25 protein-coding genes, 1 tRNA gene and 1 pseudogene are annotated in these 23,740 nt (G+C 68.8%); 12 read left to right on the top strand and 15 right to left on the bottom strand.

From position 1 onward, the window contains the following. The first annotated feature begins 246 nt into the window (after positions 1-246). The 5 genes and pseudogenes from AC2IPW_RS06930 (at position 247) to AC2IPW_RS06910 (ending at position 2,319) form a co-directional block, all read left to right on the top strand. A complete protein-coding gene (locus AC2IPW_RS06930; RefSeq protein WP_169833332.1) occupies positions 247-390 on the top strand; it encodes a hypothetical protein in 144 nt (47 codons plus the stop codon). A gap of 297 nt (positions 391-687) precedes the next feature. Continuing rightward, positions 688-1,389 carry a type 1 glutamine amidotransferase domain-containing protein gene (locus tag AC2IPW_RS06925; RefSeq protein ID WP_371384248.1) on the top strand — a complete coding sequence of 234 codons (702 nt, stop codon included), beginning with the start codon at positions 688-690 and terminating at the stop codon, positions 1,387-1,389. 55 nt (positions 1,390-1,444) lie between these two features. Beyond that, positions 1,445-1,818: pseudogene (locus AC2IPW_RS06920) on the top strand (glutathione-dependent formaldehyde dehydrogenase); the annotation flags it as partial. Between the two features lie 54 nt (positions 1,819-1,872). After that, complete coding sequence (locus tag AC2IPW_RS06915; protein WP_156525151.1) at positions 1,873-2,025, top strand: hypothetical protein; 153 nt, start codon at positions 1,873-1,875, stop codon at positions 2,023-2,025. Positions 2,026-2,157: 132 nt separating this feature from the next. Next, the gene (locus AC2IPW_RS06910) at positions 2,158-2,319 is read left to right on the top strand and encodes a hypothetical protein (protein WP_486376551.1); all 162 of its coding nucleotides are present in this window, start codon (positions 2,158-2,160) and stop codon (positions 2,317-2,319) included. Positions 2,320-2,350: 31 nt separating this feature from the next. Here the strand turns inward: AC2IPW_RS06910 and AC2IPW_RS06905 are convergent, their stop codons facing one another. The 8 genes from AC2IPW_RS06905 to AC2IPW_RS06870 all read right to left on the bottom strand — a co-directional run bounded on the left by AC2IPW_RS06905 (position 2,351) and on the right by AC2IPW_RS06870 (position 8,226). Next, entirely contained in the window at positions 2,351-2,521 is a 171-nt protein-coding gene (locus AC2IPW_RS06905; protein ID WP_162919285.1) for a hypothetical protein, read from the bottom strand. 182 nt (positions 2,522-2,703) lie between these two features. Continuing rightward, complete coding sequence (locus AC2IPW_RS06900) at positions 2,704-3,546, bottom strand: hypothetical protein (RefSeq protein ID WP_486376550.1); 843 nt, start codon at positions 3,544-3,546, stop codon at positions 2,704-2,706. A gap of 133 nt (positions 3,547-3,679) precedes the next feature. Next, positions 3,680-3,756, bottom strand: a tRNA-Leu gene (locus AC2IPW_RS06895). A gap of 118 nt (positions 3,757-3,874) precedes the next feature. After that, positions 3,875-4,831: a Ppx/GppA phosphatase family protein gene (locus AC2IPW_RS06890; protein WP_003935103.1), complete on the bottom strand. Its 957-nt coding sequence runs from the start codon at positions 4,829-4,831 to the stop codon at positions 3,875-3,877. Continuing rightward, on the bottom strand, positions 4,828-5,355 hold the full coding sequence (locus AC2IPW_RS06885; protein WP_289377283.1) for a DUF501 domain-containing protein: 528 nt from the start codon (positions 5,353-5,355) through the stop codon (positions 4,828-4,830). The genes AC2IPW_RS06890 and AC2IPW_RS06885 overlap by 4 nt, the downstream gene beginning before the upstream one ends. Further along, entirely contained in the window at positions 5,352-6,014 is a 663-nt protein-coding gene (locus AC2IPW_RS06880) for an FtsB family cell division protein (RefSeq protein WP_486376549.1), read from the bottom strand. The genes AC2IPW_RS06885 and AC2IPW_RS06880 overlap by 4 nt, the downstream gene beginning before the upstream one ends. Positions 6,015-6,024: 10 nt before the next feature. Continuing rightward, entirely contained in the window at positions 6,025-7,311 is a 1,287-nt protein-coding gene (gene eno / locus AC2IPW_RS06875) for a phosphopyruvate hydratase (RefSeq protein ID WP_003935106.1), read from the bottom strand. Positions 7,312-7,464: 153 nt separating this feature from the next. Next, positions 7,465-8,226 (bottom strand): lytic transglycosylase domain-containing protein, encoded by a 762-nt coding sequence (locus tag AC2IPW_RS06870; protein WP_486376548.1) that lies wholly within the window; start codon positions 8,224-8,226, stop codon positions 7,465-7,467. A gap of 139 nt (positions 8,227-8,365) precedes the next feature. Here AC2IPW_RS06870 and efeU point away from each other — a divergent pair, with 139 nt between their 5' ends. The 3 genes from efeU to efeB are packed head-to-tail and all read left to right on the top strand — an operon-like array spanning position 8,366 to position 11,674. After that, positions 8,366-9,244: an iron uptake transporter permease EfeU gene (gene efeU / locus AC2IPW_RS06865; RefSeq protein WP_010592912.1), complete on the top strand. Its 879-nt coding sequence runs from the start codon at positions 8,366-8,368 to the stop codon at positions 9,242-9,244. A 28-nt stretch (positions 9,245-9,272) separates the two neighbouring features. Continuing rightward, positions 9,273-10,412 (top strand): iron uptake system protein EfeO, encoded by a 1,140-nt coding sequence (gene efeO / locus AC2IPW_RS06860; RefSeq protein WP_301914885.1) that lies wholly within the window; start codon positions 9,273-9,275, stop codon positions 10,410-10,412. Beyond that, positions 10,409-11,674 carry an iron uptake transporter deferrochelatase/peroxidase subunit gene (gene efeB, locus AC2IPW_RS06855; RefSeq protein WP_486376547.1) on the top strand — a complete coding sequence of 422 codons (1,266 nt, stop codon included), beginning with the start codon at positions 10,409-10,411 and terminating at the stop codon, positions 11,672-11,674. The genes efeO and efeB overlap by 4 nt, the downstream gene beginning before the upstream one ends. A gap of 34 nt (positions 11,675-11,708) precedes the next feature. Here the strand turns inward: efeB and AC2IPW_RS06850 are convergent, their stop codons facing one another. The 6 genes from AC2IPW_RS06850 to AC2IPW_RS06825 form a co-directional block, all read right to left on the bottom strand. Then, a complete protein-coding gene (locus tag AC2IPW_RS06850; RefSeq protein WP_416063000.1) occupies positions 11,709-13,082 on the bottom strand; it encodes a sugar transferase in 1,374 nt (457 codons plus the stop codon). 260 nt (positions 13,083-13,342) lie between these two features. Further along, positions 13,343-15,199: a putative bifunctional diguanylate cyclase/phosphodiesterase gene (locus AC2IPW_RS06845; RefSeq protein ID WP_003935112.1), complete on the bottom strand. Its 1,857-nt coding sequence runs from the start codon at positions 15,197-15,199 to the stop codon at positions 13,343-13,345. 44 nt (positions 15,200-15,243) lie between these two features. Then, positions 15,244-17,376 (bottom strand): Rv1355c family protein, encoded by a 2,133-nt coding sequence (locus tag AC2IPW_RS06840; protein ID WP_416062998.1) that lies wholly within the window; start codon positions 17,374-17,376, stop codon positions 15,244-15,246. Beyond that, positions 17,373-17,717 carry a hypothetical protein gene (locus AC2IPW_RS06835; protein ID WP_371384240.1) on the bottom strand — a complete coding sequence of 115 codons (345 nt, stop codon included), beginning with the start codon at positions 17,715-17,717 and terminating at the stop codon, positions 17,373-17,375. The genes AC2IPW_RS06840 and AC2IPW_RS06835 overlap by 4 nt, the downstream gene beginning before the upstream one ends. Before the next feature lie 552 nt (positions 17,718-18,269). Further along, entirely contained in the window at positions 18,270-18,695 is a 426-nt protein-coding gene (locus AC2IPW_RS06830; RefSeq protein WP_416062996.1) for a hypothetical protein, read from the bottom strand. Then, positions 18,692-19,153, bottom strand: a complete 462-nt coding sequence (locus AC2IPW_RS06825) for an effector binding domain-containing protein (RefSeq protein ID WP_040274513.1) — start codon at positions 19,151-19,153, stop codon at positions 18,692-18,694. Before AC2IPW_RS06825 ends, AC2IPW_RS06830 begins: the two co-directional genes overlap by 4 nt. 246 nt (positions 19,154-19,399) lie before the next feature. Between AC2IPW_RS06825 and AC2IPW_RS06820 the strand changes: the two genes are divergently transcribed. From AC2IPW_RS06820 to AC2IPW_RS06805, 4 genes are read left to right on the top strand one after another with little or no spacing between them, the layout of a single operon-like run. Then, complete coding sequence (locus AC2IPW_RS06820; RefSeq protein ID WP_486376546.1) at positions 19,400-20,656, top strand: methyltransferase domain-containing protein; 1,257 nt, start codon at positions 19,400-19,402, stop codon at positions 20,654-20,656. After that, positions 20,653-21,447 (top strand): glycosyltransferase family protein, encoded by a 795-nt coding sequence (locus tag AC2IPW_RS06815; RefSeq protein ID WP_371384237.1) that lies wholly within the window; start codon positions 20,653-20,655, stop codon positions 21,445-21,447. Before AC2IPW_RS06820 ends, AC2IPW_RS06815 begins: the two co-directional genes overlap by 4 nt. After that, entirely contained in the window at positions 21,444-22,088 is a 645-nt protein-coding gene (locus tag AC2IPW_RS06810; RefSeq protein ID WP_003935119.1) for a PIG-L deacetylase family protein, read from the top strand. The genes AC2IPW_RS06815 and AC2IPW_RS06810 overlap by 4 nt, the downstream gene beginning before the upstream one ends. Before the next feature lie 10 nt (positions 22,089-22,098). After that, positions 22,099-23,139, top strand: a complete 1,041-nt coding sequence (locus AC2IPW_RS06805) for an NAD-dependent epimerase/dehydratase family protein (RefSeq protein ID WP_416062994.1) — start codon at positions 22,099-22,101, stop codon at positions 23,137-23,139. A gap of 20 nt (positions 23,140-23,159) precedes the next feature. On the opposite strand, the gene rfbC is transcribed toward AC2IPW_RS06805, so the two are convergent. Then, positions 23,160-23,714 (bottom strand): dTDP-4-dehydrorhamnose 3,5-epimerase, encoded by a 555-nt coding sequence (gene rfbC / locus AC2IPW_RS06800; protein ID WP_416062993.1) that lies wholly within the window; start codon positions 23,712-23,714, stop codon positions 23,160-23,162. Positions 23,715-23,740: the final 26 nt, after the last annotated feature.

Raw genomic sequence — 23,740 nt, 5'->3', positions numbered from 1 at the left:
TCACGCACCGGTTCCGTGCGCGTAACGCATCGGCCATCCAGCGGCGTGTAGGGTGAGGGCATCGACGACACGTCTCGGTCGATCGCTTCCGGTCGGGCGAGTACAGCGTGATTTCGGTCGAGCACCACCCACCGAGCCCTGCCCCGGAACTGCCGTACCCGCATACCGGGTGCGGGTGTAGCGGCGGCAGCGTCGGGGTACCACAGCTACGCCGCCCGACACGGCTCGCCGGCCCGAAAGGACATCATGCACAACGAAACCGAGTTCCAGACGCCGCTCTTCGTCGAGCCCACCACTCCCGGCGACGAGGGCAGCACCGAGCCCGTCGCGACCTCGCAGCCGCCGAGCGGCCCGTACGACTACAACGCCATCTTCTCCGCCCGGGCCTGATCGCCGTCCGCGTCGTTCCGCACTGCGGGAAATCGGTTTCGGACTGCGGGATGGCATGCCCGCCAGACGATCCCGGCGCCGCCCTCGCAACGGATGCCCCGTGCGGCCGGACCGCCGCCCGGTCGCGTACAGTGGACCACGGCCGGAGGGGAAGACCCGGCCACGCGAACGCCCCGGCTCCGTGCCGGGGCGTTCGTCATTCCGGGCGATGCCCGGAACGACGATTGGAACCGGCCGGGAACGGGAACGCACCCTGTGGGTCGCCCCACGACCCGTTCCCGACCGGAAGGATTGATCATGACCGAGGTGCTGTTCGTCGTGACAGGAGCCGATCACTGGACGCTCGCCGACGGGACGCAACACCCGACGGGATTCTGGGCCGAGGAACTGATCGAGCCGTACCGGGTGTTCACCGATGCCGGCTTCCGTCTCACGTTCGCCACGCCGGGCGGCCGCAGCCCGGTCGTGGACGAGGCCAGCCTCGCACCCGACGCCGCCGGCGGCGAGGACCGCAGTGACGAGCTGCGGCGGACCCTCACGGAGCTGAAGCCGGTCCTCGACTCGCCCGCCGTACTCGAGGACGTGCGCGCCGAGGACTACGACCTCGTGTTCGTCCCGGGCGGGCACGGCCCGATGGAGGACCTCGCCGTGTCCGAACCGTTCGGCAGGCTGCTCGCGGAGTTCATGGCCGCCGGCAAGCTCGTCTCCGTCGTATGCCATGCTCCCGCAGCGTTGTTGCCCGCACGAGGTGCCGACGGCGGCTGGCTCTTCGACGGGTACCGGATGACCGGCTTCACCAACGAGGAGGAGACGCAGGCCGGGCTCGCCGAGAAGGCGCCGTGGCTGCTCGAGGACCGCCTCCGCGAGAGCGGCGCCCGATTCGACGCGGGGCCGGCATGGGAATCACACGTGGTCGTCGACCGCAGCCTCTACACCGGGCAGAACCCGGCGTCGTCGCGGGCGGTGGCCGAGCGAGTGGTCGAGGCGACGAAGAGTTAGTCCGCTCGGCACACGAGGACTCTCGGAGGGCGGATCGGACACCCTGTGGTTCACAGCCGGACGCGTAATCGTGATCGATCACCTCGACTACCGACTCGCGAAGGCGCGCACGTTCGCGCACGCCGAGATGTACAACCCTGAACTGGGCGATGGACGCGGTTCGCAAGGGCGGGACGATCCCGGTGATGGGCGCGTACGGCCCGACGTTCAGCGCCGTGAAGTTCGGAGGCGCCATGAGGACTGACGCTGCGGATGAACCAGTGCCCGGTCGAGCGTCAATCGCCACGCTTGTCCGAGCACATCCGTAACGGTTACCTCGACCCGAAAGAGGTTGTCACGCAGAGAATCCCACCCGAGCACATCGCGGAGGCCTATCACATCATGTCGGCCGAGCTGGACGACTGCATCAGGAAACGTCTCTGCTCGTAACCGCCGGCGGGACTACGCCTTGCAGACATACCGGACATCCGGTTTCCTGTAGCTGTGCGCTGCCCGTGGAAGTGGAACAAGGACGAACCGCTCTTCGGTGACCCCGAGGCCCCGCGCGGCATGGTGGCGATCGTCGCCGTCGTCGTCGCGGTCGTCGTCTCGGCGACAGTGCTGTTGCTGCTGGCCTCGGGCGGAACGCTGCGCTGAGGCTGCGGCGGAAGGCTCGCCGGCGGCCGTCGTGCCACCCCTCCCCTGCGTTCCGGGCGTCGTATTCGGCCGAATGCGGCCCGAAGGGAATGTTCGCCTGGAACGATTCCGGGTGTGAAGCACTTTCGGATTGTGGACCGAGACGGTGCCGTCATCGACCAGCAGTCGTTCGAGACCCAGGACGAAGCCCTCGCATGGGCGCACACCCACCCGCGGTCGGGAGCCCCGGAATGGACGCTGGAGGAACAGGTCGGGCACGACTGGGAGAAACGGGAGAACCGGGAGCGGCCCTGACCCGACCGGTCGGGACCGTCCCGGCCGTGGATCACCCCTTCTGACGCTTCGCCCAGGTCAGCAGAAGCTTCGGCTCTCCGGGATCGGAAGAGTCGAGTTCCAGCGTGGCGTCTTCGGGAGCGCCCGCGAGGAAGGCCCGGACGATACTCATCGTGACCGGCGTCGTGAGGGACAGAACGGCACTTTCGGATTCGTTCGACATGTTCCGAACGTATCGTCATCGCGGACCCCGTGCCGGGTGGGAAGAGCGATCGAACTACCCGACGGCAACTGGATCGGTGGCGTGTCGTCGGTTCTCCCCGCCTGACGACGTGTCCTGCCGAACCCTCCCGGATGCCGTGAGCGGTTCGCCGCTTCCGCCGGGTCTCTGCTCGACGGGCCCCGTCAGGGAGTCAACGCCCGGCAATCGTCGAGCTGAGCGGGGGGCTGTCCACCGCCCCGTTCCCGGCTGTCGTCCTGGATGACCGTGCCGACGTACCGATTGGTGAACGGGATCTGGTCGGCCTCCACGGTCCCCTGCAGCACGATCCTGCCATTGACCCTGGCCGTGTACCGGTTCCCGTCGGCACGCAGCTCGACGACCGCGCCTTCGGGGAACTTCGACGTGGACGCGTACTGCGGCGTCCCCGCGGCGGGAGCGAATCCGTTCGGGCTGGAAGGATCCTCGTAGTACAACGCCATCATGCTCTCGGTGAACGCGAACTGCACACCGGTGTCGACACCGGGATTGGCACGCACCACCGGACCGATCGACGAGTGCTCCGGGTCGCGTCCGTTCCAGCGGACCACACACCGCATCACCTGCGTCTCGCTCGGCATCGGCTCACTCCAGAACGCGAGACTCAGCGGGGTCGACGGAGTCCCCCGGCCGTCGAGATGACCGTTCACGATCTTCAGGGTGCCGCCCCCGTGGGTGATCCAGTTCGGGCCGAGCGGACCGTCCGGACGATCGAAGTCGTCGGCCGCACGCAGGACCAGCGGAGCCGGTGCGCGGCGGATGCCCTCGACCCCCTCGTCGGCGGTGGCCACGAGCGGGGAGGCTGCCATCCCTGGAATCGGAGCGAACTCCGGCGCGGAGGCGCGGACCTGTTCGTCGACGGTACCCGGATCCGCGGCGGCGAGGGGTGAGACTCCGGTTGCGAGGGCCAGCGACCCCCACACGATGCCGAGCCGCACTGCACCCCTCCGGACGGACGCGCCCAGGCGATCGTTTGGTTCGGTAAGCACACAGGGCATTGTAGGGGCGGAAGTCGCGGCTGCCAGTGATGCCCGTCACGACCATCGCCCTCGGCCCCACGCGGGGCGGTCTGGAAGCCGTATCGAACGCGCCGGTCGGGTCGGCTCACAGCTGGTTGGGTTGTGGTGCCCCCAGTCGGACTCGAACCGACACTCGGCGGATTTTAAGTCCGCTGCCTCTGCCAATTGGGCTATGGGGGCGCATGAAGAGAGTAGAGCGTGGCGCCTCGGGGCCCGCAGCCGCGTCGCGCCCAGTCATCCGCGGAGACGATCGTCAGCGCGTACGGCTGGACGCGGAGCGGCTGAGTGCCGCGGCTGCCTACGCGATCGACAGTGCGATCCCGTCGAGGATGTCGTGCTCGCTCACGACCAGCTCGCCGATGCCCGCGCGACGAGCGAGTTCGTCGGCCAGCACGGTCGTGACGACGGCTCCGCCCCCGATGACGTCGACCCGTCCGGGGTGCATCGGGCCGAGCGCGGCGCGTTCGTCGTGGGTGGCGGCGAGCAGGCCGTCGCACACCTGGCGCAGCCGGTCGAAGCCGACGGTGGACAGGTGCACCCGCTCGGGGTCGTATTCCTCGAGCCCGTTCGCGAGCGCCGCGATCGTGGTCATGGTGCCGGCGACGCCGACCCAGGTGCGGGCCTGCTCCACCGGCACGTGGGCGAGCGCTTCGGTGATCTTCTCCCCCGCGAACGTGCGCGCCGCGGCGACCTGCTCGGCCGTGGGCGGGTCGTCGTGCAGGCACCGCTCGGTCAGGCGCACGCACCCGATGTCGGTGGAGTAGGCGGCATGCACGCCGTCCACGTCGCCGAGCACCACCTCGGTGGAACCGCCGCCGAGGTCGACGACGACGAACGGCCCGCGTGCCGGGTCGAGTTCGCCCACGGCGCCGGTGAAGGACAGCCGCGCTTCCTCGTCGCCGGAGATGACCTCGGCCTCGGCACCGGCGATCACCGCGCCGAGGACCTCGCGGGTCATGGCGAAGAAGTCGTCCCGGTTGGCGGCGTCGCGGGTGGCGGAGGTGGCGACCATTCGCGCCGCCTGCGCCCCGGTCTCGCGGATGAGGCCGGCGTATTCGACGAGGGCGACACGGGTGCGTTCGATCGCCTCGGGGGCGAGCCGGCCGGTCGCGTCGACGCCCTGGCCGAGCCGCACGACCCGCATCAACCGGGTGACGTCGGTGAGCCGGCCGTCGTCGTCGAGATCGGCGATGAGCAGGCGGATGGAGTTGGTGCCGCAGTCGATCGCCGCGACGCGGCGGGTACCCGCGGTCACTCGCCCTGCCCGCGCAGTTCGGCGTAGGTGGGCCAGTCGGCGGGGATCGCGGTGCCGCGCAGGCCGGCGTCGGCGGCGAGGGCGACGGCTTCGTCGCCGAACGGGTTCACCCCGGGTCCTTTGGCGAGGGAATGTGCGATGAGTACGTGCAGGCACTTGACGCGGTCGGGCATGCCGCCGCCGCTGAAGTCGGTGCCGAGCGATTCGATGGCGTCGCGTTCGGCGAGGTAGGACTCGTGGGCACGGCGGTACGCGGCCGCGATCTCCGGGTCGGCGGCGATCCGCTCGGTCATCTCCTTCATGACCCCACCGGATTCCTGCCGGCTGGCCTCGGCGGTGAGCCGCGGATCGGTGAGGTAGAACAGCGTCGGGAACGGCGTGCCGTCGGGCAGCTTGGGTGCGGTCTTCACCACGCCGGGGGCGCCGTCCGGGCAGCGGTAGGCGATGGCGAGAACGCCACGCGGAGCGCGCCCGAGCTGGGCGGCGACGGCGTCGAGGTCTTCCTGTGCGACGGGATCGGTCACCCGGTCGGTTCTCCTGGTTCTGGGGGCGCCACCGGCATCTGCCGCGGCACCGGGGCGGGTTCGGGTTCTGGCGCGGGCACGGACACCGACTGCCACAGGTCGCTGTACCAGGCGCCCGTGGAAGGCAGTTCCTCGGCTTGCTCGGCGACCGGTTCCTGGTAGTCGCCGGGCAGCTGCACCTGGTAAGGGGTCTCGCCGGGCATGACGAACCGCAGGCGTTCGCGGGCCTGGGCGCGGATCCAGGCGGGGTCCTCGATCTGTGCCTTCTGTTCGCGCAGCGCCGCGATCTCCTGCTCGAGCTGCGCCCGTTCCGCGGCGACCCGCTCGGCCTCGGACCGCTGGCTGACGTACGTGCGCAGCGGAACCGCGAGGGTCAGGGCGAGCCCGCACACCACGAGGGCGAGGACGACGGCACGGCCGGTGGACAGGCCGAAGAAGGTGCGCTCGGTGCGGGCGGCCCGGGACTCGCGCGGCGTCCCGACCCGGGTGGGCCGGGCCCGGCCCCCGGTGCCTCCGGTGCGGGCACCGGAGGCGTCGGCGGGCGGTTCCGTCGAGGCGGTCGGTCCGGCCGGGCGGGCCCGGCTGGGCCGCCGAGCGCCCGGCGCACCCTCGGTGCGGGTGCGCCGGGCGCCGGGCCGGGACCTACCGCGCTGGCTCATGCGGGTGCGCTCAGCCCTCGATGTTGAAGCGCGGGAACGCCAGTTCGCCGGCGTACCGGGCGGCGTCGCCGAGCGACTCCTCGATGCGCAGCAGCTGGTTGTACTTGGCGACGCGCTCGGAGCGGGCCGGAGCACCGGTCTTGATCTGGCCGCTGCCCACGGCGACGGCGAGGTCCGCGATGGTGGTGTCCTCGGTCTCGCCGGAGCGGTGGCTCATCATCGACTTGTACCCGTTGCGGTGCGCGAGATCGACCGCGTCGAGGGTCTCGGTGAGGGTGCCGATCTGGTTCACCTTCACGAGCAGCGCGTTGGCCGCGCCCTTGACGATGCCTTCCTCGAGGCGCTCGGGGTTGGTGACGAAGAGGTCGTCGCCGACCAGCTGCACCTTGTTGCCGATCTTGTCGGTCAGCGCGACCCAGCCGTCCCAGTCGTCCTCGCTCAGCGGGTCCTCGATGGACACGAGCGGGTATGCGGAGAGCAGCTCGTCGTAGAAGTCGGCGAGCTCGTCCGCGGTGCGGTCCTTGCCCTCGAACTTGTAGCCGGTGCCCGCGGTGTAGAACTCGGTGGCGGCGACGTCGAGCGCGAGCGCGACATCCGTTCCGAGCTTCAGACCGGTCTTGGCGACGGCCTCGCTGATGAGGTCGAGGGCCTCCTTGGTGCCGGCGACGTCGGGCGCGAATCCACCCTCGTCACCGAGGCCGGTGGCCAGGCCGCGGCTCTTGAGCACGGACTTGAGCGAGTGGTACACCTCGGCACCCCAGCGCAGGGACTCCTTGAAGGTGGGCGCGCCGATCGGGGCGACCATGAACTCCTGCACGTCGACGCCGGTGTCGGCGTGGGCGCCGCCGTTGAGGATGTTCATCATCGGCACGGGCAGGATGTGGGCGTTCGGGCCGCCGAGGTAGCGGAACAGCTCGAGCCCGGAGGACTCGGCCGCGGCCTTGGCGACGGCGAGGGAGGCACCGAGGAGCGCGTTGGCTCCGAGCCGGCCCTTGTCGGGGGTGCCGTCGGTGTCGAGGAGCGCCTGGTCGACGGTGCGCTGTTCGGTCGCGTCGAGACCGATGATCGCCGGGGCGATCTCGCCGAGGACGCCCTCGACGGCCTGCTCGACGCCCTTGCCCAGGTAGCGCTCGCCGCCGTCGCGCAGCTCGACGGCCTCGTGCTCACCGGTGGAAGCACCGGACGGCACCGCAGCGCGGGCGAAACTTCCGTCGTCGAGCAGCACCTCGACCTCGACCGTGGGGTTACCACGCGAATCGAGGATCTCGCGGGCTCCTACCTGCTCAATGATGGCCACTGGCTGATTCTCCTTCGATGGACTTCACGCTGCGGGGTCTGCACGCTGGGGACAGCCTAACCGCCCCGACCTGCGCCCGAAGCACGGCGCGCCCCGCGGTGGCGGCCACCGGCGGGTTGCCCGGTGGCGAGGCGGACGGATCGGACGGTCGCGTCAGGGCCGGCGACCCACCCCGTACGCGGCGGCGCGGTCGCGTACCAGAGCGAGGTACTCACCCGAAAGGTTGTAGGCCATGAGAGCGCGCGTCCACCCCTCGGCAGTGGTGAGGTCGCCTCCGCGGTCGCACAGATAGCGGCCGGCGGACAGGGCTGCGTCGTCGATGTTGTCGGGATCGGCGATGCCGTCGCCGTTCGCGTCCACACCCCAACGGGACCAGGTCTCGGGAATGAACTGCATGGGCCCGACGGCCCGGTCGAGAACGGGATCACCGTCGAGGCGCCCCCCGTCGGTGTCGCGGATCTCGGCCAGTCCGGGTCCGCCGTCGAGGGGCACACCGCGGATCGGCGGGTCGACGCGGCCGTCCGGGGCGATGGCGGCGCCGTTGTACCGGCCGTGCCGGCTCTCGACGCTTGCGATGCCGGCGAGGGTCGTCCAGGCGAGACCGCAGTCGGGGCGCGCTGCGGCGAGCACGGCGGCGGCGTGACCGTATGCCTCGAGGGCGGTGCGAGGGATGCCGAGTGCCTCGGCCTGCGGCGCGGCCCAGTCCCGCAACTGGTCGGCCGTGCGGCCGGGGGCGTCGACGTCGATCGCCGGGACGGCGGTGCCGGGTACGGGCGGGACGCCGTCGGGGATCGGGATGCGCGGCTCGCGTGGGCTCCAGACCGCAACCCCGACGACCACGAGGATCGTCGCAGCGACCGCGCCGAACAGGACGCGCGGCCACGGTGAGCGTCGCGGCGAGGTGGCAGGGGGCATGGTTCCCATCATCCATATCGCCGGCAAAGCGCAGGTAAAGAGACCAAGGTCCCTTTCGACGGCGCTCTCGCCGGGTGTATGTTTTCGGCTTGCATCACCTAATAGAGGTTCGCCTCACCTAACTTTTGGAGTCGTGTCCATGTCAGTGCTTGCCGCGAGTTCCGGGGCGCCTTCGATCGCCACCCAGCTGATGGGTTCGGGTCTCATCGGCCTGCGCGAAGGCCTCGAAGCAGGCATCGTCGTGATGATCCTCGTCGCCTTCCTCGTCAAGTCCGAGCGCCGCGATGCACTGCGGTGGGTACGGCTCGGCGTCGGCACTGCCGTCGCCATGGTGGCCGCGACATTCGCGATCATCCATCTCGGCACCACCACCCTCACCGGGCTCGCCGCCGAAGTCGCCGCGGGTCTCGCCTCGCTCGTCGCGGTGGTGATCGTGACCGCCATGGTGCTATGGATGCGCACCGCATCGCGGTCGATCTCGGGCGATCTGCGCGCCGGGATGGAGAAGGCACTGCTCGCAGGACCGGCCGCGGTACTGACCCTGTCGTTCTTCGCGGTCGGGCGTGAAGGCCTGGAAACCGCGCTGCTGATGGTCGGGTACGCCGAGAACACCGCCGGCAGCGCGTGGCCGCTCGTCGGCCTGCTCCTCGGGCTCGGCGTGGCCGCCGTCCTCACGGTCCTGATGTACCTCGGGGCGATCCGGATCGACATGGCCCGCTTCTTCCGGTACACGGGTGTCTTCCTGGTCGTGGTCGCCGCCGGCATCCTGGCCTACGGCCTGCGCGCCCTCCAGATCGGCGGCGTCCTGCCCGGCGGCTCCACTCTCGCCTTCGACGCCTCAGCCCACTACGACGCCGGCAGCTGGTACGGAACCGTGCTGGCCGGCATCCTCAACCTCCGCCCGGATCCCACGATCCTGCAGGCCGTCGCGTGGGTGAGCTACCTCGCCGTCGTCCTGTCCCTGTTCCTGCGTCCCGTCGCGCCGGCGCGCACGGCCGAACCCGCCGTCGCCGCCTGACCCCTCCTGTTCGAAAGGCACCGATCACATGCGCCGATCCACGTACGCCCTCGCGGCGGCAGCGGCCCTGCCCCTCGCTCTGGCGGGCTGCACCGAGAAGTCGACCGCAGCCGACGACTCGATCGCCGTCACCGCCACCGACAACGCATGCGAGGTGGCGGCGGCGAAGGGCACGACCGGGCACTCCTCCTTCAGGATCACGAACAACGGAACCACGGTCACCGAGTTCTACGTGTTCGCCGCCGGCGACCGGGTGATGGGCGAGATCGAGAACATCGGCCCAGGACTCACCCGGCAGCTGATCGTGAACCTGCCCGAGGCCGGCACCTACGAACTGTCCTGCCGCCCCGGGATGGTCGGGGACGGCATCCGGCAGGAATTCGTGGTCACGGGTGATTCCAAGGCCGCCACCGACGCCGACGGCAAGCTCGCCGAGGCCGGGGACGGTTACCGCCGGTACATCCGCAGCCAGACCGAGGCGCTCGTCTCCGCCACCGGCGAATTCGTCGCCGCCGTGAAGGCGGGTGACGTCGACGAGGCCAAGCGGCTGTTCCCGATCAGCCGCACCTACTTCGAACGGATCGAACCCGAGGCGGAGAGCTTCGGCGACCTCGATCCCCGGATCGACCTGCGCGAGGCCGACCTCGAGCCCGGTCAGGCGTGGACCGGCTTCCACCGGCTCGAGAAGGACCTGTGGGTGCAGGGCGCCCAGTCCGACACGACTGCGATCGCCGATCGACTCGCCGCCGACGTCCAGGAGCTGGCCGACCTGGTGAATGCCGACGACTACACGGTCGATCCGACCAAGATCGCCGGCAACGCGCAGGGTCTGCTCGACGAGGTCTCGACCTCGAAGATCACCGGTGAGGAGGACATCTTCTCGCACACCGACCTGTGGGACTTCCAGGGCAACGTGGACGGCTCCCAGGCCGCGGTCGCGGCTCTGCGCCCGATCCTCGACGCGAACGACCCGCAGCTGGCGCAGGCCATCGACACCCGCTTCGCCGATCTGGACGCCGTGCTCGCGCAGTATCGGCAGGGTGACGGCTTCGTCTCCTACGACACGGTCACCGAGTCGCAGCGCCAGGAGCTCTCCCGCCTGCTCGACGCACTCTCGGCCGAGGTGAGCAAGGTGCAGGGCGTCGTCGCGGGGGCAGGGGGCGCATGAGCGAGACGCCGACCTCCGCACCCGCGTCCCGCGCGGGCATCTCCCGCCGGCGCCTGTTCGGTGCCGTCGGCGCCGGCGCCGCGCTCGCCGGGGCGGGCGCGGTGGTCGGCCGGGTCACCGCCCCCGGCACGGACGCCGGCCACGCCGGCACCGTCCCGTTCCGGGGTGCGCATCAGGCCGGGATCGTCACCCCCGCCCAGGACCGCATGCACTTCGTCGCCTTCGACGTCACCACCGACGACCGGGACGAGATGATCACGCTGCTGAGGACGTGGACGGAGATGGCCGAGCGGATGACCGCCGGGCGCGAGGCCACCGAGGACGGCGCCACCGGCGAGGGCCCCTACCATCCGCCCACCGACACCGGCGAGGCCCTGGACCTCGACGCCTCCCAGCTGACCCTGACCATCGGGTTCGGACCGTCGTTCTTCGAGCGGTTCGGATTGTCCGCTCGCAAACCTGCTGCGCTGCAGGATCTTCCACACTTCCCGGCGGACAACCTCGATCCCGCGCGCAGCGGCGGCGACATCGCGATCCAGGCGTGCGCCAACGATCCACAGGTCGCGGTGCACGCCGTCCGCAATCTGGCTCGGGTCGCGTTCGGCACCGCGTCGGTGCGCTGGTCGCAACTCGGCTTCGGCCGCACCTCGTCGACTTCCACGTCGCAGCAGACACCGCGGAACCTGTTCGGGTTCAAGGACGGAACCAACAATCTCAAGGCCGAGGATCCCGCGGCGCTCGCCGAATCGGTCTGGGTCGACGCCGACGACGACCAGCCCTGGCTGGCCGGCGGCACCTACCTGGTGGCGCGACGGATCCGCATGCTCATCGAGCAGTGGGACCGGGCAGTGCTGCAGGAACAGGAACAGGTGATCGGCCGCACCAAGCGTGAGGGTGCTCCGCTCGGGAAGACCGGCGAGTTCGACGAACTCGATCTCGAGTCCAAGGGGCCCGATGGGCCGTTCGTCCCCGTCGACGCGCACGTGCGGCTCGCGTCGGCCCAGCACCTGGGCGGACTGAAAATCCTGCGCCGGGGATACAACTTCACCGACGGTTCCGACGGATTCGGCCACCTGGACGCGGGACTGTTCTTCATCGCGTTCTGCCGCAACCCGCTCGAGCAGTTCGTGCCGATGCAGCGCGAACTGGCACGGCGGGACGCACTCAACGAGTACATCCAGCATGTGGGATCGGCGGTGTTCGCGTGCCCGGCCGGGCCGGCGCCGGGCGAGCACTGGGGGCAGGCGCTCTTCGACGCGTGAACGAGACGGAGTGAAAGGGGCGCGTCGCGGGGGCTCAGTAAGCGCCGTCGCTGTGCAGCACGGCACGCAGGGTCCTGCGCAGGATCGACAGATCGAGCGCGAAGGTCCAGTTCTCGACGTACCGCAGGTCGGCCCGCACCGACTCCTCCCAGCTCAGGTTGCTCCGGCCGCTGACCTGCCACAACCCGGTCAGCCCCGGCTTCACGAACAACCGTCGGCGCGCGCCGTCCTCGCCGTAGCACGCCACTTCGCACTCGAGCGGAGGTCGTGGGCCGACCAGCGACATGTCGCCGGTGACCACGTTGAACAACTGCGGCAGCTCGTCGAGCGAGTACCGGCGGATGACGCGGCCCACCCGCGTGATCCGGGGATCCTCCCGCATCTTGAACAGGATCCCGTTGCCGTCGCTGCGGTCGGCCAGCTCTGCGAGGCGGTCCTCCGCATCGACCACCATGCTGCGGAACTTGAACATCGTGAACGTGCGCCCGTCCCTGCCGACGCGGGTCTGCCGGAAGAGCACGGGACCTGGGCTCGTGACCCGAATGGCCAGGGCAATGGCCAACAGGAGCGGCGCCAGCAGCACCACGATCGCGAGGGCGGCGACCCGGTCGAAGATGTTCTTCACCACCCAGGCCGGGCCGACGTAGCGAGGAGCGCTGAGCTGGAGCAGCGGCAGCCCGGCGAGCGGTGCCATGTGCAGACGCGGCCCCACCAGGTCCATGAGGACCGGAGCCATCAGCAGATCGGCACCCGTACGCTCCAGATCCCAGCTGAGTCTGCGGGTCTTCGAATGAGTCCAGCCGCTCGACGGCAACAGGGCGACCGCCTGGAACTCATGCAACTGGGCGATTCCGACGATGTCGTCCTCGGTTCCCAGCACCGGCACGTCGTCGACGGCGAGCGGGAGCGCCTCGTCCGACTTCGTGACCGGCAGGCAGATTCCGTCCATCTGCCACCCCGCATCGCGGAACTCCTCCGCTCGGGCAAGCAGCTCGTGCACCTCCAGCGTGTCACCCGCGATCAGGACCGATCGCACGAAGCGTCCCCGCCGCCGGCGGCTGCGCACGAAGCGACGCAGCAGCAGGCGGGCACCGAGCGTCGCGACGGCGGCCAGCGGTAGTGCGCCGAAGACCCAGGACTGACCGCTCGCGGTCCCCCACGCGTAGCCGGCCACGGCCAACGTCGCCGTGGCGAGCACGTACGCCCGGCCGACTCGGCGCAGCTCCTCGACGCCGGCTCCCAGAACCCTGACGTCCCAAGCCCTCTGGATCGCGAGGCTCGACATCGCAGCGACCGGGACCACGGCGACGACGGCGAGCGTCTGCCCCGTGGGAATCTCCGGTGTGTGATAGCCGAAGGTGATTGCCAGGTCGGCCACCAGGATGCAGAACAGGTCGCAGCAGAACACCAGAACGGCATACCGGCGCTCCCACCGGGGCCTCGGAACAGGATTCGGGGCGCAGAGTCCAGGCAGGCTCCGCCCCGCATCCGACCGCGTGGCGCCCGCGTGGTCCACCGTGGTCCGGACTGTGGCGCCACCCGCACCGGCAACGGGGGTGTTCATCTCGCGGTTCCGCATCGGAGTCATCCCCATTTCGGAGTCGAGGAGCCTCGGACCCCTTAAAACCTACCTGGAGATTGTTTTAGACACAATAACGGACCGGTGGTTCATTCATGCAGGGGGATCGGCACCTTCCACGGAAGGTCGATTCTTCCGCGGCGCAATACTTCCTCGATCTGCTCGGGCGGCTTCGGCCGACTCAGGAGAAAGCCCTGCGCGCGCCGGCATCCCATGTCCAGAAGCTTGGTCGCTGCCGAAACCGACTCGAGACCCTCGGCCACCACCTCCAAGCCGAATGCCGAAGCGAGTCCCATGATCGACTCGACGATGACTCGGTCGCTCTCGCTGCGCTGAAGGTTCAGCACGAACGCCTTGTCGATCTTGAGCGTGTGGACCGGCAGCGACTTCAGGTGGGCAAGTGAGCTGTACCCGGTTCCGAAGTCGTCGATCGCGCAGCACACGCCCAGACGCTCGAGCCGCCGGAGCGTCTTGCGCGAACGTTCGAGATCGCTGACGACCACATACTCGGTGATCTCCAGGCACAGGCACGAGCTGCCGAGGCCGAACTCCTCGAGTGCGCTCTCCACCGTCTCCACGAAATCGAGGCTCACCAGCTGCACGGGCGAGACGTTCACACTCATCCGAATGTTCAGTCCCGGAATACGCCGTCGCCACTCCGCCAACTGCCCGCACGCCGTTCGCAGCACCCAGCCTCCGAGCTCGCCCGCCAGGTTCGTCGACTCGGCCACCTCGATGAACTCGGCCGGCTGCAGCTTGCCCAGCACCGGATGATTCCATCGCACCAGGGCCTCGACACCGAGAATGCTGCCGTCACGCAGGTCGAACTCGGGTTGATAGTCCAGGGTGAGATGCTCGTCGTCGATCGACGTCCGCAGGCTCAGCTCGATGAGGTTGCGGCGCTCGCTCGCGCCTCGCATGTCCTCGGTGTATGCGACGACACTGTTGCCACCCTTGCTCTTGGCCATCAGCATCGCCTCGTCGACCCGGCCGAGCAGCGCCACCGGCGTGATCCGTCCGGGCTCGCCGACGGCAACGCCGAGGCTGCCCCCGCGGCCTACGACCTGACTGCCCAGCTGCACCGACATCCCGACCGCCCACCGCAGCGCCTCGGCGCGTTCCCGGGCCGCCTCCAGCGACACCGGCCCGTCGAGCACGACGACGAACTCGTCACCGCCGAGGCGTGCCACCATGTCCTTCGGATCACACACGCGCGACAATCGCTGTGCGGTACGGCACAGGAACACGTCGACGGCGGCGTGACCGAGGAAGTCGTTGAGCGGCTTGAGCCGGTCCAGGTCGAGAAACAGGACGGCGACCGGCCCCGGCTGCCCCCGCTTCAGCCGCTCCTCGAGGTGTTCGAGGAGGGCGCGCCGGCTCGCGAGGCCGGTGAGATCGTCGTGATAGGCCGCGTCGCGCAGGTCCTGTTCGGCGCGGACACGGGCCTGCACCTGCGCCAGCAGAGCCGCGATCATCATCAAGGTGTTGATTTCGTCCTCGCTCCAGTCGCGATCACCGGCCTTGATGAAGCCCAGGGTGCCGGTGGTGACGCTCCCGGAGATCAGCGGCACCGCCGCGACCGAGACCTCGGGCACCCCCGAACCCGCGCGCACCCGGTCGGCGTATTCGTCCCCCGACTGTCCCGGGCGGGTGACGGCCGGTTCCTTCATGGTCTCCGTCATGGCGAAGATCGGGTCGGCGTCCCGGAAGTGCACCACTCCCAGAGGGTCCGGGTCCGGCACGAATTCCCGCGGCGGCCACTCGGCGACGAGGACCGTCGCGTGGATCTCGTGATCGTTGTAGCGAAGAAAGCAGGTGTCGACCTCGAAGTGCTCGACGAGCTCCTGGAGCACCCGTTCGATCACCGAGTGATGAGACACGGCGTCCGCCGGCATGAGGTGGGAAGCCACCCGGGTGACGATGTTCTCGAAGCTCTTCTCCGCCATCTCAAACCCCTTGGGAACAGCACATTCGACGCGAGCGGACCGGATCAGGGATGTTTTCGAACTCTATCCGAGCGACGCGCACTGCGAATCCGTTCCGGTCGCGCCCGCGCCACCCGGAGCAGGAGGGCGAAGCGCAGGTCGGCCGGCCGGTCGAACGCGTCGTCGAGCGTCGACTGCAGCTTTCCGAGCGCGCCGAACCGGACCTCCGAGAGCCGGACGAGGTCGGTGTCGTCCTCGGCGTAGAGGAACACCGGTGAAGCAGGCTGGACCGCAAGCCCCAGACTGTGGGCGCAAATCCACACGCTCTCGGCTGCCATCCCCGCACGGACGTAGTCGGCGGGCCGTGGACCCGCCGCGAAGACCGCCACGAGTGCCGAACTGCTCCGCACCCGCATTCCGGTCAGCCGCCCCAGCCCGTGCCCCAGGTCCCACTCCCCGAGTTGATCGAGCACATCGTTTCGAAGCGCCAGGTCGAGCATCGTGCGCTCCGCGTCGTCCATCCCGAGTGTCCGGACGTCGATGCCGCTGTCGATGTCCTCCGAATCCGGCCACCGCAGTTCCGAGAGCATCTCGCGCCGCAGAACGGGAGTCAGGTAGCGGATCCTGTCCGATTCTGCGAGCAGCTCCGCGGCCTCGGCGAGGCGATCGGCGCCCGTGACGATCCTGATCCGGCCCCCCTCCTGTTCGGCTGCCCGGTGGAGGGCAGCCGTCTCGGCGTCGGAAAGTGGCGATCCGTCGCCGGGCTGCCGATTGGTTCCGCGGGCGAGCATCATCTCGTACTGGGCGGCCAGGACCGAGTCCGTTCCGTCGGAGAACTGCATCGTCGCGAGCACCTTGCGCGGCGGCTCACCGGCGTCCCGTTCGAGCACCCGGACCGCACCGAGTATCCGGTGTGCCGCGGCGGCGATGCGCGCGTTCTGCAGGGCCGCGCCGAGCGCGACGTAGCTGCCTCGGGCGTGGATGTCGATCGCGGTCGGCACGAAGTCGTCCGCGATGTCGATCTCGAGGGTTCCGCCGCCGGCCGTGACGGACCACGGCTGGCTGTTGCCGCCCGAGGGGGCTCTGCTCGCGGCGTGCAGTACCCGGTCGATCGGATCGTCCGATTCCGGGGGCGGGGGTGCATCCGCACCCGGCCGGTTTCCGGGATCCGCCGGGAGGGTCAGGGCGTCGAGGCAGGCTTCGACATCCACACGGCCGCGTCCCGAGTTCAGCGGTTGCCCGAGCCCCAGCCGTCGCACGACCGCGGCGACCGTCGCGCCGCCGAGCATCACCTCGCTGCCCAGTTGAGGCCAGGTGGCCAGCGTCTGCTCCACCTCCAGGAGGGAAGCGGCCATCCGGGCCGAGATCCGCTCCGGTCCGAGCAGGCGCAGCGCGTACGGAATCTTCTCCCGGCCCGACAACGCGGCGAGCCGCTCCGGGTCGATCTCTCCCAGCAGACCGTGGAACGGCCGCCCCTGCTGCAGATCGAAGCGTTCGACGTCGATCAGTCCCCGGTCACTCGTCTCCATCACCAGCGGTACCGCCCGCCGGGCCGCTTCCGCACGCAACGCGACCTTCACGTCCAGCGAGTCGCACTCGTCCACCACGATGTCGAGTCCGTCCACGAACTCGCTGATCGTTTCCGGCCCCACTCCATCGGGCCACACCGACAGGGGCAGGTACGGATCCAGTTCCGCGAGTCGTCGCGCGGCCACGACCGCTTTGTTCGTGCCCAGATCGACGAGGGAAGCCGGCAGCCGATTGAGATTCGACAACTCGATCGGATCGAAGTCTGCGAGTCGCAGTTCTCCGCACACTCCGTCGAGCACCAGCGCCTGCGCAACCGAGAAGCCGACACTCAAACCGACGATTCCGACCGTCACTTCCTGCAGCCGATCCTGTTCGGCCGACGTCACCTTGTTCCGGTTACGATCCAGCCGTAACCGCCGGAACGAGTTCGGGCCGAGTACGCGGACGACGGTCCGATGCCAGGGGTAATGGACCCACCGCGCCGGCTCGTCGAGCAGGTCGCTCTCCGGCCGCGGGAGCACCTCGCGCAGTCCTCTCACCTGATCGGCGAGACGGTCGACGACGACGAGCCCGGGTTCGGAGCGGAGACGTCGAAGCTCCTCCATGTCCTGCGGCCGGTCCTCCGCAAACACGGAGGGCGTCCATCCGGTCTCGCCGTCGGCGTTCACATCGGCTCCCCGTCGAAGCGGATCCCACCCACTTCTCGTCGGAGTTCGTCGCCGAACGGATCGGTGCGCAGACGGTCCCACCACATGAGCCGGGTCCGATAGCGGGCGTCCGGGTACGGGGTGGCCGGCATGCTCGGGTCGACCACACCCCCGCAGGTCTTCCACAGATCCAGCAGGTTGTCGGCGGCGGTGGCCATCATGTATCGCGAGTCGAGCAGGCCCATGAACTTCGCGCCCATGCGCGCCACGGCAAGCGTGAGTTCTCGGCGCTTGGGCACATCCTCGGACACCCACGCCGCCTTGGCTTCGATCAGACCGAACGGGATTCGGCTCTCGATCATGCGGCGGAGATGGTCGACGTGCTCCGGCGCGCTCCATTCGGTCAAGGCGTGGGACTCGTCCGCGTTCTGGTAAGGCCCCTGGGCCCGCACCCCGCCCACGACGACCCCCCTTCGATCGAGCCCCGCGCAGAATATTGCCGTGCTCTCCCCGCTTCGCACACTTTCGTATTCCAGTGCGGATTCGACGCCGAATCGACGATAAGCGCCCAACGCCCGGGCAATGTATTCGTTCCACAGATCCGGCGCCGCACTCGGTGCGGCTGCGACGAACGAATATCCGGAGGCCTGATCCCGGTAGGTCGAGACTCGCTCCCGCACCGAGTGCGATGCGGCGCGCACTGCTCGATCCACGGTCGGCCTCCCGACTTTGCGGGAGACCCCGGTCGGAGTCACCCGGCGGACCACATCGGATCCTCGCGCTCCTCGCGGTCGAAATCCCCGACCCGGGACGGTGCGGATCGTATATGTGGCTGTATGGATCGAGTATGCAGTATCCGGGTGCTCCCCACAGTGTTCACGCCGAAGAACGGTGTTCGAAGCACACAACAGCGTTCAAGCCAGAGATATGTAGAGTTCCGTCAGTCCCGACGGTCCGATGACTGCCACCTCCTCCCGGTGTGCCCGCTCGATCAGCCCCTCCTTCTCGGCGATCTCCACCTGGTGCCACACGTCGTCGACGGGATCGGAATGCTCTCCGTCCGGCACGAAGCGGGCGAAGTACCCGGCGGGGACCCGTACCAGCGAGTCCCCGATCGTCAGCTCGCTCAGGCCCTCGCAACGACTGCCGATTACCGCATTCCATCCGACCTCGGGATGGCAGATGTAGACCACGAGCACCTCGCCGACGCCGCGCGCGCGGATGCGATCCTCCGTGAAGGCCAGCAGTTCGGACTGCTGGCCGGTCGATCCCGGTTCGAGTCCCGGCAGAACGAGGCCGCCCACATAGTGGCCGTGCAGTTTGGTGAGTTCGAAACTCATTGCACACCAGCCTTTTCCGAGGTCACGATCGACACGTACATGTCGATGCGGTACGCGTGCGGATAGAACTCGAAATCACCGGTGAAGGATCGGACGATCTCGCCGGCCTCCTCGGCCGCACGGATCTGGTCCCACAGATCGATGAAGACGCCGGGGAAAGTACCGGTCGAGGAGAACTTCGCGTACGTCCCGGCCGGCAGGCAGGCAACTATGTGCCCCTCCGTCACCTGGTCCAGCGACTCGCACTGATACCCGACCGTCTGGGTGTAGTAGGAGTCGATGTCGACAGCGTGATCGGTATAGGCGGAGGCCAGCGGACCGCCGAGCTCCTGCTTCAGCACCGCCGACCAAGCCCGGTCGAGCGCGCGGTCGCGAACCTTGCCGAGAGCCCGGCGCGGGCTGCGCACGGGCAGACCGGCGACGAGAGTCCGTTCGCGCTGAACGATCTGAAACGACATCGGGAGACCTCCCCAGGACCTCACAGTACGCCTCGCCCCCGGCGTGCCCGACCCACGAGCGGGGGAGTGAATAGTCCCGAGTCTAGGTGTGTCTACCGATCGGCGCCAAACAGCCGCCAAAACAATATTGAGGTTTGTTTAAGGCTACCGTTCGATCTCTCAGTATGGTTATCTAGTTGAGTCGGACCCGATGTTGCAAAATCTCGCAAGCGCGGTCCCCGGCCGACTGCCCGAGGGGTGTGATCAATGAAGTGCCGACTGTGCGAATCGGAGCGGCTCCTCAGCGTGCTCGATCTCGGTGCCACGCCACCGTGCGAACGCTTCCTGGCCGCGGACGAACTCGACCTGCCCGAAACCACCTATCCCCTGCATCTGCGGTTGTGTGAGGACTGCCTGCTGCTGCAGATCCCGGCGCTGATCACCCCCGAGGACACCTTCACCGAATACGCCTACTACTCGTCGTTCTCCGACTCGTGGGTCGACCACGCCCGACAGTTCGTCGAAGCCGCCGTCCGCAAACTGCAACTCGGACCGGACTCCTCGATCGTGGAGGTCGCCAGCAACGACGGCTACCTGTTGCGGCACGCTGTCGCGGCCGGCATCCCGTGTCTGGGCATCGAACCGTCGGTGAACGTCGGCGCCGCGGCGCGCGCGATCGGTGTCCCCACCGTCACCGCGTTCCTCGACGAAGGACTCGCCGAGGACATCCGCGAGGAGTACGGGCCTGCCGACCTGGTCGTGGCGAACAACGTCTACGCCCACATCCCGGACCTGCTGGGATTCACCCGATCGCTGCGCACCCTCGTCGCCGACGACGGCTGGATCTCCATCGAGGTGCACCACGCGCTGAACCTAGTGCGCGAAGCACAGTTCGACACCGTCTACCACGAGCACTTCCAGTACTACACAGTGCTGTCGGCGATGCGGGCGTTGGCCACCGGTGGCCTGTCGGTCGTCGACGTCGAACTGCTCGGCACACACGGCGGATCGATCCGGCTCTGGGCCCGGCCGGACGAGGTCGCGAGCTCTCCCGGAACACAGGTGGAAGCCGTGCTCGAGGAGGAGCGCCGGGCCGGTCTGCACACGACGGCGGGTTACCGCGAACTCGAAGCCCGCGCCCGTTCCGTCCGCCGAACCCTGCTGCGATTCCTCCTCGACTGCTACAACCAGGGCCTGTCCGTCGTCGGCTACGGCGCCCCGGGCAAGGGAAACACCTTGCTCAACTACTGCGGAATCCGGCCGGACCTGATGGCCTACACCGTCGACCGCAATCCGTACAAGCACGGGCGTTACACACCCGGCGCCCGGATCCCGATCCTCCCGCCGGAACAGATCGAGAAGGACCGGCCCGACGTGGTCGTCGCCCTGCCGTGGAACCTGGCGGCGGAACTGACGACCCAATTGCAGTACATCTCCGCCTGGGGCGGCCGGCTCGTATTCCCGCTGCCCGAACTGCACACCACCATCGGCCCCGCCGATTTCGTCAGGAGGATCACGGTATGAAAGTCGTCCTGTTCTGCGGCGGCTACGGCATGCGCATGCGCAACGACCGTACCGACGAGATTCCCAAGCCCATGCAGATGGTGGGCCCACGGCCCTTGCTCTGGCACATCATGAAGTACTACGCCCACTACGGCCACACCGAGTTCATCCTGTGCCTCGGCTACGGAGCGGCCAAGATCAAGGACTTCTTCCTCGACTACCACGAAGAACAGTCCAACGACTTCGTCCTCCACGACAACCGGGTCGAGTTGCTCAACACCGACATCAGCGACTGGTCGATCACGTTCGTCGACACCGGCCTCGAATCCGCGATCGGCGAGCGCCTGCGCCGCGTGCGTGACCACCTGGACGGGGACCGGTACTTCCTCGCCAACTATGCGGACGTCCTGACCGACGCTCCCCTCGACGTGATGATCGAGCGCTACCACCGGTCCGGCGCGACGGCGTCGATGCTCGTCGTCCCCCCACAGTCGTCGTTCCACTGCGTCGATGTCGCCGAGAACGGTGAGATCAAGGAGATCGTCCCGGTCAGCCGCTTCCCGATCTGGGAGAACGGCGGGTACTTCGTACTCAGTCAGGAGATCTTCGATCTGCTCCCACCCGGCGGCGACCTCGTCGCCGACGTCTGCGGCACCCTCGCCGGGCAGGGCCGGCTGTACGGCTACCGGCACGACGGGTTCTGGAAACCGGCCGACACGTTCAAGGAACGCGCCGAGCTGGACGACAACTACGCCCGCGGCATCCATCCGTGGACCGTGTGGGAGAGCGCCCGTGCGACGGTGACGTCGTGATCGAACTGCACGCCCGCGACATCGGGGAGGTCGCGGTGCTCGGAGCCCACTGCGACGACATCGCGATCGGCATCGGCGGCACACTGCTCACCCTGACCGGCCGGGCGACACAACCCCTGCGGGTACGCGCCTTCGTCCTGTCGGGTGAAGACTCGCGACGCGAGATCGAGGAACGCCACGCGCTCGCGGCACTGTGCCCCGGGGCGGACGTCGAACTCACGGTCCTCGACGTTCCGGACGGCCGCGCCCCCGCGTACTGGGACGCGATCAAGACCGCCCTCGAATCCTTCCGGCACACCTGCGAACCCGACGTGGTGTTCGCACCGCAGCGCGGTGACGCACATCAGGACCACCGGTTGCTCGCCGAACTCGTCCCCACCGTCTTCCGCGACCACCTCGTGCTCGGATACGAGATTCTCAAGTGGGAGGCCGACACACCCCACCCGGTGCTCTACCACCCCCTGACCCGCAAGGTGGCCGAGGAGAAGGTCCGGATCCTGCTCAAGCACTACCCCTCTCAGCTCGACCACGACTGGTTCGACGAACAGGCCTTCCTCGGTCTGTCGCGGCTGCGCGGCGTGCAGTGCCGTCGCCCGCACGCCGAAGCGTTCGTAGTCGAGAAGGCCACAGTCCACTTCTGAAAGGCATGCCATGCGCGTCCTCGTCACTGGCCATCAGGGATATCTGGGCTCCGTCATGGTGCCGGTCCTGCGTGCCCACGGTCACGTCGTCACCGGACTCGATTCCGGTCTCTTCGCGGACTGCGTCCTCGGGCCCGCACCGGAGGAACCGTCCACGATCCGGCTCGATCTCCGTGACGTCACCGCGTCGCACCTGACCGGATTCGACGCGGTGGTCCACCTTGCCGCCTTGTCCAACGATCCCCTCGGAGCGCTCGATCCGGACATCACGTATGCGATCAACCATCAGGCGTCGGTACGGCTCGCACGCTGCGCCAAGGCAGCCGGGGTGCGGAGATTCCTCTATGCCTCCACCTGCTCCGTCTACGGCGCGGCCGGCGAGGACGCAGTCGACGAGAACGCGCCCCTGCGCCCGCTGACGCCGTATGCGGAAAGCAAGGTGCGGGTCGAGGACGACGTGACCGCCCTCGCCGACTCCGGTTTCTCGCCTGTCTTCCTCCGCAATGCCACCGCGTTCGGATTCTCCCCGCGCCTGCGAGCCGACATCGTCCTGAACAACCTCGTCGGCACCGCGGTGCTGACCGGCCAGGTGCGTGTGCTCTCCGACGGCACGCCGTGGCGGCCGTTGGTACACGCGCAGGACATCGCCGAGGCGTTCGCGCACGCGCTGGTCGCGCCGATCGACCGGATCCACTGCGCCGCGTTCAACGTGGGCATGGAGGCCAACAATGTGACCGTCGCCCAGATCGCCCGGACCGTCGCCGATGTCGCCCCGGGCGCGGAGGTCGTGATCACCGGCGAGACCGGTGCCGACCCGCGCTCGTACCGGGTCGATTTCAGCGCGATCCGCAAGGCGTTCGACGACTATCTGCCGCAGTGGACCGTGGCCGACGGGGCAGCCGAACTGTATGCCCGCTACCTCCAGTACGGGTTGACGCGCGAGGGCTTCTCGAACCGGTTCGTCCGGCTCGCCCACCTGAAGCGTCTCCAGGAGGCCGGGGTGCTCGACAGCACGATGCGCTTCGAGCACTCCGGCGCCGGGCGGCGGTGAGGATGCCGGCGTCCGGGCAGTCAGAGGCCAGCCGCCAGGGCGGACCACGGCCCCGCTGCCGCATCCCGGGCGCTGAGCACCGTCACCGGGAGGGGCCATCCGATCGCGAGGTCGGCGTCGTCGTACCGGACCGCCAGATCCTCCACCGGGTCGTGCGGCCGGTCGATGCGGTAGCACACGTCCGCCACCTCGGTGAGGGCCTGAAACCCGTGCAGAAAGCCTGGCGGCACATAGAGATGGGCGAACTCCACGTCGTCCAGGAGGAAGGCGCTGTGGCGGCCGAACGTGTGCGAACTTCGCCGGATGTCGACCAGCACATCGTGGATCGCGCCGTGCGCGCACCGCACGAGCTTGGCCTCGCCCCGTCCGGACCGTCCGTGCATACCGCGTACAACGCCGCGTTTCGAACGCGACTGCGAGTCCTGGACGAAATCGGCGGCGCGCACTCCGCTCGCGCCGAGGTGGTCGTCGAACACCTGGGCGTCGAATGTGCGGGTGAACAGTCCCCGATCGTCCCGGAACGGCTCCGGGCGCAGGACGACCACATCCGCCAGTTCCGTCGTTTCCACCCGCATCGGCCCATCGTCGCGCATCGACGCCG

Source organism: Rhodococcus sp. NS-SX18 (assembly GCF_057367935.1).
Note: the sequence above shows the minus strand (reverse complement) of the source record. Positions and strands in the feature narration are given on the sequence as shown.

Excerpts from the sequence above, each read along its gene's own strand:
- AC2IPW_RS06930 (WP_169833332.1), top strand. The coding sequence starts at position 247 with ATGCACAACGAAACCGAGTTCCAGACGCCGCTCTTCGTCGAGCCCACC.
- AC2IPW_RS06925 (WP_371384248.1), top strand. The coding sequence starts at position 688 with ATGACCGAGGTGCTGTTCGTCGTGACAGGAGCCGATCACTGGACGCTC.
- AC2IPW_RS06905 (WP_162919285.1), bottom strand. The coding sequence starts at position 2,521 with ATGTCGAACGAATCCGAAAGTGCCGTTCTGTCCCTCACGACGCCGGTC.
- AC2IPW_RS06880 (WP_486376549.1), bottom strand. The coding sequence starts at position 6,014 with ATGAGCCAGCGCGGTAGGTCCCGGCCCGGCGCCCGGCGCACCCGCACC.
- AC2IPW_RS06870 (WP_486376548.1), bottom strand. The coding sequence starts at position 8,226 with ATGCCCCCTGCCACCTCGCCGCGACGCTCACCGTGGCCGCGCGTCCTG.
- efeU (WP_010592912.1), top strand. The coding sequence starts at position 8,366 with ATGTCAGTGCTTGCCGCGAGTTCCGGGGCGCCTTCGATCGCCACCCAG.
- efeO (WP_301914885.1), top strand. The coding sequence starts at position 9,273 with ATGCGCCGATCCACGTACGCCCTCGCGGCGGCAGCGGCCCTGCCCCTC.
- efeB (WP_486376547.1), top strand. The coding sequence starts at position 10,409 with ATGAGCGAGACGCCGACCTCCGCACCCGCGTCCCGCGCGGGCATCTCC.
- AC2IPW_RS06845 (WP_003935112.1), bottom strand. The coding sequence starts at position 15,199 with ATGGCGGAGAAGAGCTTCGAGAACATCGTCACCCGGGTGGCTTCCCAC.
- AC2IPW_RS06835 (WP_371384240.1), bottom strand. The coding sequence starts at position 17,717 with ATGATCGAGAGCCGAATCCCGTTCGGTCTGATCGAAGCCAAGGCGGCG.
- AC2IPW_RS06830 (WP_416062996.1), bottom strand. The coding sequence starts at position 18,695 with ATGAGTTTCGAACTCACCAAACTGCACGGCCACTATGTGGGCGGCCTC.
- AC2IPW_RS06825 (WP_040274513.1), bottom strand. The coding sequence starts at position 19,153 with ATGTCGTTTCAGATCGTTCAGCGCGAACGGACTCTCGTCGCCGGTCTG.
- AC2IPW_RS06820 (WP_486376546.1), top strand. The coding sequence starts at position 19,400 with ATGAAGTGCCGACTGTGCGAATCGGAGCGGCTCCTCAGCGTGCTCGAT.
- AC2IPW_RS06815 (WP_371384237.1), top strand. The coding sequence starts at position 20,653 with ATGAAAGTCGTCCTGTTCTGCGGCGGCTACGGCATGCGCATGCGCAAC.
- AC2IPW_RS06805 (WP_416062994.1), top strand. The coding sequence starts at position 22,099 with ATGCGCGTCCTCGTCACTGGCCATCAGGGATATCTGGGCTCCGTCATG.
- rfbC (WP_416062993.1), bottom strand. The coding sequence starts at position 23,714 with ATGCGGGTGGAAACGACGGAACTGGCGGATGTGGTCGTCCTGCGCCCG.